General features: G+C 65.8%; 14 protein-coding genes. 11 read left to right on the top strand and 3 right to left on the bottom strand.

Annotated elements, in window-relative coordinates:
* Nucleotides 1–38 precede the first annotated feature (38 nt).
* From SPYCW_RS00195 to SPYCW_RS00185, 3 genes are read left to right on the top strand one after another with little or no spacing between them, the layout of a single operon-like run.
* Entirely contained in the window at nucleotides 39–2,021 is a 1,983-nt protein-coding gene (locus SPYCW_RS00195) for a proprotein convertase P-domain-containing protein (protein WP_120218006.1), read from the top strand.
* A 45-nt stretch (nucleotides 2,022–2,066) separates the two neighbouring features.
* The gene (locus SPYCW_RS00190) at nucleotides 2,067–4,124 is read left to right on the top strand and encodes a hypothetical protein (protein WP_120215085.1); all 2,058 of its coding nucleotides are present in this window, start codon (nucleotides 2,067–2,069) and stop codon (nucleotides 4,122–4,124) included.
* A 52-nt stretch (nucleotides 4,125–4,176) separates the two neighbouring features.
* Complete coding sequence (locus tag SPYCW_RS00185; protein ID WP_120218005.1) at nucleotides 4,177–5,550, top strand: glutamate--cysteine ligase; 1,374 nt, start codon at nucleotides 4,177–4,179, stop codon at nucleotides 5,548–5,550.
* On the opposite strand, the gene SPYCW_RS00180 is transcribed toward SPYCW_RS00185, so the two are convergent.
* The gene (locus SPYCW_RS00180) at nucleotides 5,547–6,899 is read right to left on the bottom strand and encodes a methyltransferase family protein (protein WP_120218004.1); all 1,353 of its coding nucleotides are present in this window, start codon (nucleotides 6,897–6,899) and stop codon (nucleotides 5,547–5,549) included. The two genes, SPYCW_RS00185 and SPYCW_RS00180, sit on opposite strands and share 4 nt — an antisense overlap.
* A 286-nt stretch (nucleotides 6,900–7,185) precedes the next feature.
* On the opposite strand from SPYCW_RS00180, the gene SPYCW_RS00175 reads away from it, so the two are divergent.
* Genes SPYCW_RS00175 through SPYCW_RS00165 form a run of 3 tightly spaced genes read left to right on the top strand, consistent with a single transcriptional unit; the run spans nucleotide 7,186 to nucleotide 9,029 of the window.
* Nucleotides 7,186–8,385, top strand: coding sequence for a M23 family metallopeptidase (locus SPYCW_RS00175; RefSeq protein WP_120215084.1), 1,200 nt, complete (start codon nucleotides 7,186–7,188; stop codon nucleotides 8,383–8,385).
* A gap of 1 nt (nucleotide 8,386) precedes the next feature.
* The gene (locus tag SPYCW_RS00170) at nucleotides 8,387–8,785 is read left to right on the top strand and encodes a bactofilin family protein (protein WP_120215083.1); all 399 of its coding nucleotides are present in this window, start codon (nucleotides 8,387–8,389) and stop codon (nucleotides 8,783–8,785) included.
* A gap of 22 nt (nucleotides 8,786–8,807) precedes the next feature.
* On the top strand, nucleotides 8,808–9,029 hold the full coding sequence (locus SPYCW_RS00165) for a DUF2945 domain-containing protein (RefSeq protein WP_120215082.1): 222 nt from the start codon (nucleotides 8,808–8,810) through the stop codon (nucleotides 9,027–9,029).
* Here SPYCW_RS00165 and SPYCW_RS00160 read toward each other — a convergent pair.
* Both SPYCW_RS00160 and SPYCW_RS00155 read right to left on the bottom strand, forming a co-directional pair.
* Entirely contained in the window at nucleotides 9,016–9,315 is a 300-nt protein-coding gene (locus SPYCW_RS00160; protein ID WP_120215081.1) for a DUF1905 domain-containing protein, read from the bottom strand. The two genes, SPYCW_RS00165 and SPYCW_RS00160, sit on opposite strands and share 14 nt — an antisense overlap.
* Entirely contained in the window at nucleotides 9,312–10,820 is a 1,509-nt protein-coding gene (locus SPYCW_RS00155) for a YifB family Mg chelatase-like AAA ATPase (RefSeq protein WP_120215080.1), read from the bottom strand. The genes SPYCW_RS00160 and SPYCW_RS00155 overlap by 4 nt, the downstream gene beginning before the upstream one ends.
* A gap of 176 nt (nucleotides 10,821–10,996) precedes the next feature.
* Between SPYCW_RS00155 and SPYCW_RS00150 the strand changes: the two genes are divergently transcribed.
* From SPYCW_RS00150 to SPYCW_RS00130, 5 genes are all read left to right on the top strand, one after another.
* The gene (locus SPYCW_RS00150; protein ID WP_120218003.1) at nucleotides 10,997–11,692 is read left to right on the top strand and encodes a TetR/AcrR family transcriptional regulator; all 696 of its coding nucleotides are present in this window, start codon (nucleotides 10,997–10,999) and stop codon (nucleotides 11,690–11,692) included.
* A 79-nt stretch (nucleotides 11,693–11,771) separates the two neighbouring features.
* Nucleotides 11,772–12,200 (top strand): VOC family protein, encoded by a 429-nt coding sequence (locus tag SPYCW_RS00145; protein ID WP_443029472.1) that lies wholly within the window; start codon nucleotides 11,772–11,774, stop codon nucleotides 12,198–12,200.
* 25 nt (nucleotides 12,201–12,225) lie between these two features.
* The gene (locus SPYCW_RS00140) at nucleotides 12,226–12,642 is read left to right on the top strand and encodes a DoxX family protein (protein ID WP_120218002.1); all 417 of its coding nucleotides are present in this window, start codon (nucleotides 12,226–12,228) and stop codon (nucleotides 12,640–12,642) included.
* Nucleotides 12,639–12,857: a DUF4287 domain-containing protein gene (locus tag SPYCW_RS00135; RefSeq protein WP_120215078.1), complete on the top strand. Its 219-nt coding sequence runs from the start codon at nucleotides 12,639–12,641 to the stop codon at nucleotides 12,855–12,857. Before SPYCW_RS00140 ends, SPYCW_RS00135 begins: the two co-directional genes overlap by 4 nt.
* Before the next feature lie 28 nt (nucleotides 12,858–12,885).
* Nucleotides 12,886–13,869 carry an alpha/beta fold hydrolase gene (locus tag SPYCW_RS00130; RefSeq protein ID WP_172595388.1) on the top strand — a complete coding sequence of 328 codons (984 nt, stop codon included), beginning with the start codon at nucleotides 12,886–12,888 and terminating at the stop codon, nucleotides 13,867–13,869.
* Nucleotides 13,870–13,871 lie beyond the last annotated feature (2 nt).

Below are 13,871 nucleotides of genomic sequence, written 5' to 3'. Positions count from 1 at the left end.
TTAACCGCATATTAGCTATGCATGGGCATAGCGGCCCGATGCAACGGCAGGACCAGAGCCGATATTGCTGGCGTGGGGGCCAGCACGCACAGTTTATACGGGCCCTTGCGGTACTCGTTGGGCTGGCGCTGTCGCTCGTCGCCAATCCGGCGGCGGCGCAAACCAGCACGACCTACAGCAACACGACAAACGGGACGATCAGCGAGACCGCGACCACCTGTACCAGCCCGATGGTGCGCAATTTCACCGTCGCCGCGAATGCCCAGATCACCGATGTCAACATCGGCGTCCAGTTCAGCCACACCTACCGCGGCGATATCCGTGCGACCTTGGTGTCGCCGACCGGCACTGTGGTCAATCTGATCACCAACGTCGGGGCGGGGGCGGACAATCTGAACGTGCTGTTCGACGACAGCGCCGCGACCAGCATCACCACCCACAGCGCGAACGACAACACCGCCGCCGCGCCGCCATATCAGCGGACCTTCAGCCCCGAAGGCTCGCTCGCGTCGTTCAATGGCCAGGGTTCGGCGGGAACCTGGCAGCTCACCATCTGCGACTCGCTGAACGGCGATACGGGCAATTTCACGCGCGCCGACCTGACGCTGACGACGGTGCCGATGGCGCCTTCGGCCGATTTGTCGCTGACCAAGTCGGTGAGCAACGCCGCTCCGGCTGTGGGCGCCAGCATCAATTATGTGCTCAGCGTTACCAACGCCAGCGGCTCGGCGCTGACCGCCACCGGGGTGACGGTACAGGATATGCTGCCCGCGGGCTTTGCCTTCACCGGCGCATCGGGCTTCGGCAGCTACAACAGCACCACCGGGGTATGGACGGTCGGCAGCATTCCGCCGGGGACGACGCGCACGCTCACGATAACCGGCACCGTCACCGCGACCGCCGGCGCAACGATCACCAACATCGCCGAAGTCAGCGCCTCGTCGGCGTTCGATTTCGATTCGACCCCGGGCAATGGCGCCGCGGGCGAGGATGATTATGACACGGCCAGCTTCACCGTGACCGGCACCCGCGTCGCGGGGACACCGCCGACGCTGGTCTGCCCGGTTGGCAGCACGGTTCACGACTGGGACAGCGTCAGCTGGACGGCGGGAACGACCAGCGGCAGCTATGCGCTGGCCGCGATCGGGACGATGAATTTCAACATTTCGATCAGCGGCGGGGTGTTCCTGAACAACGCCACCTATGGCGGCCAGTCGCCGACGCGGCAAAATGTGGTCACCGGCGGATTTTCCCCCGCGCAATTTTCGATCTTTGAGATCGTCGACATGTCCAGCCAGGCGGGCAGCGTGTCGAGTGTCTTCACGCTCCCGACGGCGGTGCCGGGGGTGCAGTTCCGGTTGTTCGATATCGACTATGCCGCCGGGCAGTTCGCCGACCGGGTGACCGTCACGGGCAGTTTCAACGGATCGCCGGTAACCCCGGTGCTGACCAACGGCGTCAGCAACTATGTCATCGGCAACAGCGCCTATGGCGACGGCACCTCCGCCGACGCCAGCGCGAACGGCAATGTCGTGGTGACCTTTAGCGCGCCCGTCGACACGATCACCGTCGAATATGGCAACCACAGCCTTGCCCCCGCCAATCCGGGGCAGCAGGCGATCGCGATCCACGACGTCACCTTCTGCCGCCCGACCGCCAACCTGACGATCGCCAAGACCAGCAGCGTCGTCAGCGACCCGACGAATGGTACGACCGATCCCAAGGCGATACCGGGCGCCGCGATGCGCTATTGCATCCTGGTGACCAACAACGGCAGCGGCACCGCAACGTCGGTCAACGTCGCCGACGCGTTGCCCGCCGCGACGACCTTTGTCCCCGGTTCGCTGCGCAGCGGTACCAGCTGCGCCGGGGCGACGACGATCGAGGACGACAACGCCAGCGGCGGCGACGAAAGCGACCCCTTCGGCGCATCGATTACCGGCACCACTGTCACCGCAACCGCCCCGACGCTTGCTCCCGGAACCGCCTTGGCGATTGCTTTTGACGTGACAATCAATTGATTTTCATTAACTTTAATCGCTCAGCTGGCATTTGAGCGAACCCAAATGACCCACCAGGATTGCCCTCTTCGCGCGCTGGCCCGCTTTGGCGGGCTGACGGTCGTCGCGGCGGCGCTGGTTGTCGTACCCCCGGCCTCGGCCCAGCGCGTCATCGTGAACCCGTCGTTCGAAGCGAACGATCCGCAGGGGCCGGGCGCCGCCAATTTCCAGATTTATGCCAATGGGTCGGTGATCGGCTGGGACTCGGCATCGGGCGAGATCGAGCTTTGGGACAGCAATTTTCAGGGTGTGCCTGCCTATGCCGGGTCGGTGTTCGCCGAAATGAACGCCAATGTGCCGGGCGCGCTATACCAGAATATCTGCATGGTGACCGGCGAGACAATCGGCTGGACCTTTGCTCATCGCGCCCGGTCGGGCGGCCCAGCGACGCAGGCCGCGCGCTTTCAGGTGGCGAGCACGGGCGGCACCCTGATCCAGGCGCTCGCGACACAGTCGTCGACGATCAACAATGTGTGGAACGTCAACACCGGGTCGACGACCTATACGGGCGCATCGGGGATCCAGCGGGTCCAGTTCATCACCACCGATCCGGGCAGTTACGGAAATTTCCTCGACGACATCCGGATCACGCTCAACCCCTTTGTCGAGCTGTCGACGGCCTCGGCCTCGGGAGTCGAATCGCTGGCGAGTGCGAACCTCCCGACGCTGATCGTCAACGGGACCTTGTTCACCGCGCAGACGGTCAATGTCAGCATCACCGGCGGCACCGCGGTGCGCGGCACCGATTACACGACCCCGGGCGGCGGCGCGAACTTCAACGTGACAATCCCCGCGGGCACCTATCAAAACACCGCCGTCCCGCTTGGCATCCAGATCGTCGATGACACCGCGACCGAAGGCAGCGAGACGATCCAGATCGCGCTGAACCCCGGCACCGGCTACACCGTATCGAGCACATCGAGCTGCGGCGGCGCGGCGCGCACCACGAGCAGCTATACGATCACCGACAATGATTCGCCGGTGGTGCTGACCAAAAACTGGGTCACCGGGATTGCGGGTGATGCCGTCAGCCTCGCGATCAGCGGCGGTTTCGCCGCCAGCGCAGGAACGTCGACCGTCGGCGGGGCGGCGACAAACGCCACCGCCGTCGCGATCCCCGGCAGCACGCTCACCCTGACCGAAACCTATACGTCGGGCGCCGCGGCAAATTACAACAGCAGCATCGAATGCCGCCGCAACAGCGACAATGTCGTCGTCGCGACCGCGGGCAGCGGGCTCAGCCGCACCGTCGTCATGCCGTCGGGTACCTCGCTCACCTGCACCTGGACCAACAGCCGCCGGGCGGCCAGCCTGGTCGTGCGCAAAAGCTGGGTCAATGCGGTGCTGGCCAACGCGGTCACGGTGGCGACCAGCGGCCTCATCAACAACGCCAGCTTGTCGTCGGTCGCCAACAGCGCGAATGAAACCGACACCAACGCCGCTGTGACGGTCTATGCCGGGGAAAGCGCGACGCTCAGCGAGACATTCACCGTCGGCAATGGCACGAATTATGGGCAGCTGCTCGCCTGCACCGGCAATGGCACCGCGCTCGCGGGCAACGTCCTGACAGTGAACGCCGCCGACACCGCGATCGTCTGCACCTTCACCAACAGCTATGTCGCGCCGCTGGCGATCACCAAGACGTCGCTGGCCTTTAGCGATCCAGTGAACGGGCTGACCAACCCCAAGCTGATCCCCGGCGGCTTTGCCAATTACACGCTTACCGTCACCGCACCCGCCAGCACCAGCCCGACCAACAACAGCGTCATCGTCACCGACGCGCTGCCCGCGAACCTCAGCCTGTTCGTCGGGACCTACGCGCCCGGACCCGGCCCGGTACGTTTTACCGCTGGCAGCAGTGGGCTGACCTACAGCTTCACCAGCCTGACGAGCGCGACCGACGATCTGGAATTTTCGAACAATGGCGGCGCCAGCTGGAGCTATGCGCCGACCGCCGATGCCGATGGCGTAGACGCCAATGTCACCCATGTCCGCATTCGTCCGAAGGGGTCGATGGTGCCGGGTTCTAGCTTCACGATCAACCTCCGCGGGCTCGTCAAATAGCGCCTGCGCAACAGTCGATTGCATTCTGTACTGAACAGTCTAAATGCGCGATATGAGCACGCGCACCGCTTCGGACAGCAACGATCCCTTCGTCGAACATCGCGACGAACTGGCCATCCCGATGATCAAGGGCGAGAAGCCCAAGGACCGCTGGCGGATCGGCACCGAGCATGAAAAATTCGTCTATCGCACTGCCGATCACCGCGCGCCAAGCTATGACGAACCCGGCGGCATCCACGACCTGTTGATGGCGCTCACCCGCTTCGGCTGGGAACCGGTGATCGAGGGCGGCAATGTGATCGCCTTGGCGGGCAGTGACGGCACCGTCAGCCTCGAGCCCGCCGGACAACTCGAACTCTCCGGCGCGCCGCTCGAAAATCTGCACCAGACCTGCGCCGAAACCGGCCGTCACCTCAAGCAGGTCAAGGAAGTCGGCGCCGAGCTCGGGCTCGGCTTCCTCGGGCTTGGCATGTGGCCCGACAAGACCCGCGCCGAGCTGCCGATCATGCCCAAGGGCCGCTACAAGATCATGCTCGACCATATGCCGCGCGTCGGCAGCATGGGGCTCGACATGATGCTGCGCACCTGCACGATCCAGACCAACCTCGACTATTCGTCCGAAGCCGACATGGTGCAGAAATTCCGCGTGAGCCTGGCGCTGCAACCGCTCGCGACCGCGCTGTTCGCCAGCTCGCCCTTCACCGAAGGCAAGCCCAACGGCTATATGTCGTACCGCAGCCATATCTGGACCGACACCGACCCGGCGCGCACCGGCATGCTGCCCTTCGTGTTCGAAGATGGCTTCGGCTATGAACGCTATGTCGATTACATGCTCGATGTGCCGATGTATTTCGTCTTCCGCGACGGCAAATATATCGACGCGGCGGGGCAGAGCTTCCGCGATTTCCTGAAGGGCGAGCTGCCCGCGCTGCCCGGCGAAAAGCCGCGCCTCAGCGACTGGAACGACCATCTTTCGACCGCCTTTCCCGAGGTGCGCCTGAAAAGCTTCCTCGAAATGCGCGGTGCCGACGGCGGGCCGTGGAACCGCATTTGTGCGCTTCCGGCCTTGTGGGTCGGGCTGCTCTACGACCAGGGCGCGCTCGACGCGGCGTGGGATCTGGTCAAGGGCTGGAGCATCGCGGAGCAGCAGATGCTGCGCGATGCGGTGCCCAGCGAAGGGCTCGACGCCCCCGCCCCCGGCGGTGGCACCGTCGGCGAGCTTGCGCACCGCGTGCTCGACATCGCGGCTGCCGGACTCGCCGCGCGCGGCGAGGTCAATTCGATGGGCGACAATGAAGTCGGCTTCCTCGAACCGCTCCGCCGCATTGCCAAAAGCGGCAAATCCCCGGCGCACGACCTGCTCGACCGCTACGAAGGGCCGTGGCACCGCGACCTGTCGAAAATCTACGACGAGCTTAGTTTTTAGGCGACGGGGCCAACCCGCTCGTCGGGTTCGAGGCGGATCAGGGGGCGTTTCCGCCCGGTCAGCCCCGCGCACAGCCGCGGGACGAGCGCATTGTCCTGCGCCCAATTCCAATAGGCGACATAGGCAGGATCGGCGAGCAGATGCTTTTCCTCGGTCTTGGCGCGCCAGTAATAGACCCCGCTGACCAGCGCGAGCAGCACGACGTTGCGCGCGCCTTCGACCCAGCCGCCGGTGGTGGCGAGAAACGGCATCGCGGCAAACCACCAGCTCAGATTTTTCGACACATAGGCGGGGTGCCGGGTGAATTTATAGGGTCCGTGGGTGATGATGCCGCGGTGGGTCAGGTTCGAAAAGCGGATGCCGAACGCCATCGTTGCCCAGCTGTAGATCATCGTGAGCAGCGCCAGCATCGCGGCCCAAACGATCAGCAGCGTCTCCTGCCCCGCCAGCCAATGCCCCCAGTCGGCGCCATGCACCTGATAGTCGAGCGGCCCGCCGCTCATCAGGATGAAGGGCGGATAGCAAACCAGCGCCGCGACCCACGCCATGCCATAGGGATTGGCGGTGCGAATATGCGCGTCGAGCGGTTTCAGCGTCAGGATGTAGCCAACCGTCGCGATATGGACGTCGATCAGATACAGGAAATTGAGCATCCAGATGCCGGTCATGTACGGATTGGCCAGCACATCGGTCATCGGCACCGTCACCAGCGCCGAAAAATTGCCCGGCACGATCGACAGCATGAAGGCGGTGAAAAACCCCTTCACCGCCCAGGCGCGCAGGTGGTGGCCAATTGCGCGGCGATCGACGGGCTGTCCGGGGGCAATCAGCCAGCGGCCGAATTGATAACATCCGTCGCGCGGTTCGATCATCCTTCGGTCGAGCCACAGCATATAGGGCACCGACACCAGCAGCAGCCACGGCGCCACCCGTTCGAGCAAATCCATCGAAAAGGCGTAATTGCCGGTCCAATAATAGCGCATCGTCGCATAGATCAGCGCGATCAGCCCCCATGTCGCCCACAGTCCGGCGAGCTTGGTCAGGCTGATGTCGATCGTCTCGCGCCAAGGGCGGCGCTGCGCCCAGTCGATCCCGGTCGATGGGTTGCGGTGCACCTTGTCGACAAAGATCGACCACAACACCATCGGGATGCCGCAGGCGAGCACGCTGGCGACCGCCGAGTTGGGACCGCTCATCGGCCCGCGCGTCCCCCAGTCGATGCCAAGAAACGCGGCGATGTCGGGCGCATAGCGAGCCAGCACCAGATAGGTGACGAGCCCCGCCAGACCGACAAACCCCACGCCGGCGCTCACCGCCGAGCGGGGACGCGGCGCCGCGGTCGGCGGCAGGTCGTCGGCAGCCGTCAGCGAGCCGGCGGAAGGGATTTTGGCGACGTCGTTCACCGGCTTGGCCCTAGCAAAATTTGGTAAGCAAGCCGTCAATATTATTTGCCGATTCGCAGCGAATTTTCCCGCCAAAATGGCAGTGTTCCCGCCATTTGACACCGTTCACCGCATGCCCGGTTCGACTCGGCGCGAGTCGCCCCGCAAAGATTCGCCGCGCCGCAAACGGGCTGTTAAGGCGCGCATCAATCGGGGCGGAGGGCTCCACAGAACAACAAGATGGGGTCGCCACTTGTCATCGAAATCCACGGGCCTGCGCCACTGGCGCCAGCGCTTCAACGCGCTGTTTCAGGACCATGAAATCTTCGTTCGCACGCATGGTCATGTTCGATTCCTGCGAATCAGCGCCGTCTGGCAAAAGCGCGTCGCGCTGATCGCCGCGGTCGTGCTGATCGCGTGGGCGGGCGCCACGCTCGCGGTACTCGTCAACCAGCTGCTCACCGCCGACGAACGCGCCGCCGTGGCGCAGCAATCGGCGGCGGCTGCCGCGTCCGAAAAGCGCATTGCGCAATATCGCGATCGCGTCGCCGAAACCGCCGCCGATCTCGAGGAGCGGCAGGATCAGCTGGAAGAGTGGCAGAAAACCTATTTCGGGTCCGAACCCGCGGCGATTGCCGAAGGCGTGAACGACACGAAGGGTGGAACGGCCCAGCCGGCCCTGAAAACCAGCGCCATCGATCCCAGCCTGCCTCCCGAAGCGCAGGCGCTCGCGCGCGTCGCCGCGCGTCAGGAGGCGCTCTCCACGCGCCTGCTCGCGGCGGTCAATGAACGCGCCGCCAATGCCGAAACGGCGGTGGCGCAGCTTGGGCTCAATCCCACCGCGATCATTCGCGGCGCGGCCACCGGTCGCGGTGGTCCGTTCATCCCGTACAAGGGCCGGATGGGCAAGGCGAAAGCGCTCGGCCCGGCGTTTGCCGCGCTCGAAGGCGCCCTGTTCCGCATGGAAGTGCTGGAACGCACGCTCGTCGCCGTCCCCTCGGGCAACCCCGCCGACGTGCTGATGATGTCGTCGGGCTTCGGCTATCGCAGCGATCCGTTCACCGGCGGCGCCGCAATGCATTCGGGGCTCGATTTCCGCGGCCCGATCGGCACCCCGATCCTCGCCGCCGCGCCCGGCCGCGTCAGCTTTGTCGGGGTCAAGTCGGGCTATGGCAATGTCGTCGAGATCGATCATGGCCAGGGCATCATGACCCGCTACGCCCACTTGTCGGGCTTTACGTCCAAGGTCGGGGCGCAGGTCGCCGCCGGCCAGCAAATCGCCAAAATGGGCTCGACCGGCCGTTCGACCGGTAGCCACCTGCATTTCGAAGTCCGTTTGAACGGCGTCGCGGTCAACCCGCGCCGCTTCCTGGAGGCCAAAGCCGATGTTCTCGAAGTCAAAGACGACGCAAGGCAGCGAGTCGGTGCCATCGCTGCCCGCGGTGCCCGCTAAGATGGCGACCGGCGCGCGTCACACGACCTTTTCGATCCTGGGATCGGACGTCGTCGTCACCGGAAATGTCTCCGCCAGTGTCGACCTGCACGTCGATGGCAAGATCGACGGCGACCTGAAATGCGCCAATCTGGTGCAGGGCGAAGCGAGCGAGATCAAGGGCGCGGTCACCGCCGAAACCGCCAAGATCGCGGGCCTGCTCGACGGGTCGATCGAGGCCAAGACGTTGATCGTCCACGCCACCGCGCGGATCACCGGCGATGTGACCTACGAAACGATCACGATCGAAAACGGCGGCAAGGTCGACGGCAAGCTGTCGCACCGCCGCCACGGCGCGGGCGCGGCCAAGGCGCCGCCGCCGCTCGAAGTCGTCGAAAACAAGTCGGCGCTGGGCATCTGATTCGGCCCTGCGCCGCGATGCCATGACCGCGCATCAATTCGACATCGACGCCCATGTCCATTGGGCGTGGGGCCGCGGTGAAGGCCATGGCCGGATTGTCCAGCGCTTCGAAACCCGCGTCGAGCGCATCATCAAGGGCGCGCGCATCGTCCGCAACGGATCGCCCGCCAACCCCGCCTATCTGATCGAAATGATCGACGGGCGCGAGGTGCTGAAGCTGGGCAGCGAGCTCAGCAGCGACTGACGCTGCCAATCTCGACGATCACCGCAATGCGGTCGCCGAACCCGACGCCCTCGGCGCGCTGCACCGCGACCTTGATCGGCAGCATATACGTGTCCCCTCGCCGGAACAGCGCGGTCGTGAAGTCGGTGCGCCCGATGCGCACCGTCGCCGGCACCATCCCCCAACCATAGCTGACCTCGCGCGCCGCATAGGCCACTTCGCCAACCAGATGCTCGGGGACGGCAACGAACAGATAGGGCGGTGGGCCGCGCCATTCGATGACCGGGGCTTCGAACGCGAGCTTCAATTGCGCGGCGCCTGCCGCCGATAGCTCAGCGCTTCGGCAATGTGGATGCGCCCGACGGCCTCGGCACCCGCGAGGTCGGCGATCGTCCGCGCCACCCGCAATATCCGTGTATAGCCGCGCGCCGACAGCCGCATCGCTTCGGCCGCCTGCGCCAGCAGCTTGCGTCCGGCGTCGTCGGGGGTCGCGACCGCCTCCATCAGCTCGCCGTCGATTTCGGCGTTGGTGCGCGCCTGGTGATCGGCGTAGCGCATGGACTGGCGCGCCCGCGCCGCGGCGACGCGCGCGGCGACCTCGGCGCTGCCCTCGGCAGGGGGCGGCAGCACAAGGTCGGCGGCGCTGACCGCCTGCACCTCGACATGCAGGTCGATGCGGTCGAGGAGCGGTCCCGAGACTTTCGCCTGATAATCGGCGGCGCAGCGCGGGGCGCGGCTGCACGCGAGCGCGGGGTCGCCAAGATGGCCGCAGCGGCACGGATTCATCGCCGCGACCATCTGCACCCGCGCCGGAAAGGTCACATGCGCATTGGCGCGCGCAACGCTGACCTCGCCGGTTTCCAATGGCTGACGCAGGCTGTCGAGGACCGTGCGCTGAAATTCGGGGAGTTCGTCGAGGAACAGCACGCCCAGATGCGCAAGGCTGACCTCGCCCGGGCGCACGCGCAAACCGCCGCCCACCAGCGCGGGCATCGACGCGCTGTGGTGCGGGCTGCGGAACGGCCGCGCGCGGATCAGCCGCCCGCCCTCGAGCCCGCCCGCGACCGAGGCGATCATCGACACTTCCAGCGCTTCGCCGGGGTCAAGATCGGGCAGGATGCCCGGCAGGCATGCGGCCATCAGCGACTTGCCCGCCCCCGGCGGCCCGACCATCAACAGATTATGCCCACCCGCCGCCGCGATTTCGAGCGCGCGTTTGGCGACTTCCTGCCCCTTCACCTGCGCGAGGTCGGCCATTCGTCGCGGCGGTTCGGCTTCGCCCGGGCGCGGCGGCGGGAGCAGCGCATTGCCCTTGAAATGATTGAGCAGCGACAGGAGATCGGGCGCCGCCAGAACCTCGACATTGCCCGCCCACGCCGCCTCCGGTCCCTGCGCGACCGGGCAGATCAGCCCGCGATCCTGGCTGCCCGCGTGGAGCGCGGCGAGCAGCACGCCGGGCGAGGCGGCGACGCGGCCGTCGAGGCCGAGTTCGCCGACCACAACATAGGATGACAGCGTTTCGGGATCGACCACCCCCATCGCGCCAAGCAGCGCCAGCGCGATCGGCAGGTCGTAATGCGACCCTTCCTTGGGCAGGTCGGCGGGCGAGAGGTTGACCGTGATGACCTTGGGCGGCAGCGCAAGGCCGATCGCGGCGATCGCGGCGCGGACGCGCTCACGGCTTTCGCCGACTGCCTTGTCGGGCAGGCCGACGACGACGAAGCGCGGCAAGCCGGGGGTGATCTGGCACTGCACTTCGACCCCGCGCGCCTCGAGCCCCAGATAGGCGACGGTGGAAACGATCGCGACCATGTTGTCCCCTGTTTGTTCCTGCCCGTTGTGCGGGCAAAGCGGCGCGGCGTCGAGTCGTTTTTCGCACCGGTTCGGATGATGGCGAAAAGCCCGCTCAAGCGAAGGCGGGGGCACCGCGCGGCGGCGGGTCGCCTCGCGATTTGACAACATACCAACCAGTCGGTATGTCGATTCGCATGAGCCCGGATCATCCCCCTTCCTCCCTCGCACCCGGCGCCGATGGCCAAGCCGTCAGCGGCGTCGGCGCCGCTATCGCGGCGACGCGCGCACCGCGTGGCCAAGCACGCGCGGCCTTGATCGCGGCGGCGCACAGCATGGTGCGCAAGCAGGGCTATGCCGCGACGACGGTCGATCAGATTTGCGCCGCCGCCGGGGTCACCAAGGGCGCCTTTTTCCATCATTTCGCGTCGAAGGAGGCACTGGCGGTCGCCGCGGCCGAGGCGTGGACCGAACGCGCGCGGCCGATGTTCGAAATGCCGCCGCACACCCAGCTGGGCGACCCGCTCGCGCGGCTGCTCGGCCATATCGATTTCCGCTTTGCCATGCTCGACGGCCCGGTCGAGGAATTCACCTGCTTCGTCGGCACGATGGTGCAGGAAGCCTTTGCGACGAGCGAGCCGATCCGCGCCGCGTGCGAGGCGAGCATCGCCGCTTATTGCGAGGCGCTGGCCCCCGATATCGAGGCGACGATGGCGCGCTATGGCGCGCCCGAAGATGTCACCGCGCTCGGTTTGGCGCAGCATATTCAGGCGGTCCTGCAGGGCAGCTTCATCCTGGCCAAAACGACGAACGACCCGGCGATCGCGCGGGAAAGCGTCACCCATCTGAAGCGTTATGTCCGCATGCTGTTTGACCAGCGAGGCGCGCCATGACGCGACAGGTAATTGCCCCGTCGGCGCCCCCGCGCTGACTTACCCCATCCCATCCCCAAGGAGAGAGACGGTGCCCCAGATGATTTTTGTGAACCTGCCGGTGACCGACCTTGCTAGGTCGCAGGCCTTTTATGAAGCGGTCGGCGCGGTCAACAACCCCGCCTTCACCGACGAAACCGCCGCGTGCATGGTGGTCGCCGAAGGGTCGATCCACGTCATGCTCTTGACCCATGACAAATGGGCGACCTTTACGTCGAAGGCGATCCCCGACGCGCACACGACGGCGCAGGTGCTGCTCTGCGTATCCGCCGACAGCCGCGCCGAAGTGGACGCACAGGTGGCCAAGGCGACCGCCGCAGGCGGCAATGCCGACCCGACACCCACCCAGGAATATGGCGACTTCATGTACGGGCGCAGCTTTGAAGATCCCGACGGTCATATCTGGGAAGTGATGTGGATGGACCCCGCCGCGATCCCCGCCGGTGAGTCCGCCGAAGCCGCCGCCTGACGCGAGCCAAGAGGAGGAGGAAGAGATGACCGATGCAGTCCCCGCCAAGAATCAGTTGATCGCCGGCCGCATCCTGAGCGGTCTGGTGATCCTTTTCCTCCTTTTCGACGCCGGGCTGAAACTGGCGTCGCCCGAGACCGCGATCAAATACACCCCGCCCGGCCTTGGCTGGCCGCTCGATGTCGGCACTATGTATATGCTCGGCATCCTGCTGCTGATCCCGACCTTGCTATATATCTGGCCGCGCACCGCGATCCTCGGCGCGATCCTGATCACGGGCTATCTGGGCGGCGCGATCGCCACCCATGTCCGCATCGGCAGCCCGTTGTTCAGCCACACCCTGTTCGGGGTGTATCTGGGCGTGATGCTGTGGGGCGGGCTGTGGCTGCGCGATCCGCGCGTCCGCGCGCTGATCCCCCTTCGCACAGGAGCAAGCGCATGAGTTTCCAAGCCTATCTCGACAATGTCGAAGCCAAGACCGGCAAGTCCGCCGAAGCACTGAAAGCGATCGCGATCGCCAAGGGGCTGGCCGACGAGCGCGGCCTCGCCCCCGGGGTCAAGCCCGGTGCGGTGATCGACTGGCTAAAGGCCGATTTCGACCTGGGCCATGGCCACGCGATGTCGATCGTCGCCTTTATCAAAGGGAAGCGGACCTAGAGGCCGCGCCAATCCAAGAGGACATATCATGACAGCCTTTCCTCCCCTCCAAATTCTCCGCCGCCGCCATCCGGGGATTGCCGCCGCGCTCGCCCTGCTCGCCAGCGCCGCCGTCGTCGCGGCACAGCCCCAGCCCGCATATGCTCAGCAGCCCGCACCCGCGGCAGCGCCCGTAAGCGCCGCGAAAACGGGCCATGCCACGGTCAACGGCGTCCGCATCGCTTATGCGGTGCATGGCGATCTGGCGTCGAAACAGACGCCATTGCTGGTGCTGCACGGCGCCTTCATGTCGGGCGAGGCGATGGCGCCGTTCGTCAACCTGTTCGCCGCCTCGCGCCCCGTCATCACCATCGATGCGCGCGGCCACGGGCGTACCGGCAAGGTCGGCGGTGCTTTCAGCTACGAACAGATGGCCGACGATGCGGTCGCGGTGCTGGCATCGCTGCGCGTCGAGCGCGCCGATGTCCTCGGCTATTCGATGGGCGGCAGCACGGCGATTGCGATGGCGGTGCGCCACCCCGAACGCGTCGGCAAGCAGGTGGTGATTTCGGGCGCCGCCAGCCTCGACGGCTGGGTTCCCGAAGTTCTGGAGGGCATCGCCAAAATGACCCCCGAAATGTTCGCGGGGACGCCGATGGAGACCGAATATAAGCGGCTGTCGCCCACCCCCGACGCCTTTCCCGACCTGGTCGCGGCGATCAAGCATATCGACGGCACGCCCTTTGCCTATAGCGACGCACAGCTGCGCGCGATTCCGGGCAAGACGATGGTCGTGCTGGGCGACGCCGATGGCATGACGCTCGAGCATGCGATAAAATTGTTTAAGCTGCGCGGGGGCGGCGACATCGCGCCGGCGACGCAGGGTTTCATGACCGCCGCTCCCAAGGGCCGGCTGTCGGTCCTGCCCGCGACATCGCACATCGGCATCATGGCCGAAGCCGCGACGATCGCGGCGCAGGTCATCCCCTTTCTGGACGATGCCACCCCGCCGATGCCCGCCGGATTTTTCTGAAT

The sequence above is a fragment of the Sphingopyxis sp. EG6 genome (assembly GCF_003609815.1).
GTDB lineage: Bacteria > Pseudomonadota > Alphaproteobacteria > Sphingomonadales > Sphingomonadaceae > Sphingopyxis.
This window is presented reverse-complemented; position numbering and strand designations above follow the sequence as displayed.

Bases quoted from the DNA above. Each gene is read 5' to 3' on its own strand.
- SPYCW_RS00140 (WP_120218002.1), top strand. From the start codon at position 12,226: ATGACCGATGCAGTCCCCGCCAAGAATCAGTTGATCGCCGGCCGCATC.
- SPYCW_RS00165 (WP_120215082.1), top strand. From the start codon at position 8,808: ATGACCGCGCATCAATTCGACATCGACGCCCATGTCCATTGGGCGTGG.
- SPYCW_RS00195 (WP_120218006.1), top strand. From the start codon at position 39: ATGCAACGGCAGGACCAGAGCCGATATTGCTGGCGTGGGGGCCAGCAC.
- SPYCW_RS00185 (WP_120218005.1), top strand. From the start codon at position 4,177: ATGAGCACGCGCACCGCTTCGGACAGCAACGATCCCTTCGTCGAACAT.
- SPYCW_RS00145 (WP_443029472.1), top strand. From the start codon at position 11,772: ATGATTTTTGTGAACCTGCCGGTGACCGACCTTGCTAGGTCGCAGGCC.
- SPYCW_RS00190 (WP_120215085.1), top strand. From the start codon at position 2,067: ATGACCCACCAGGATTGCCCTCTTCGCGCGCTGGCCCGCTTTGGCGGG.
- SPYCW_RS00155 (WP_120215080.1), bottom strand. From the start codon at position 10,820: ATGGTCGCGATCGTTTCCACCGTCGCCTATCTGGGGCTCGAGGCGCGC.
- SPYCW_RS00130 (WP_172595388.1), top strand. From the start codon at position 12,886: ATGACAGCCTTTCCTCCCCTCCAAATTCTCCGCCGCCGCCATCCGGGG.
- SPYCW_RS00150 (WP_120218003.1), top strand. From the start codon at position 10,997: ATGAGCCCGGATCATCCCCCTTCCTCCCTCGCACCCGGCGCCGATGGC.
- SPYCW_RS00170 (WP_120215083.1), top strand. From the start codon at position 8,387: ATGGCGACCGGCGCGCGTCACACGACCTTTTCGATCCTGGGATCGGAC.
- SPYCW_RS00135 (WP_120215078.1), top strand. From the start codon at position 12,639: ATGAGTTTCCAAGCCTATCTCGACAATGTCGAAGCCAAGACCGGCAAG.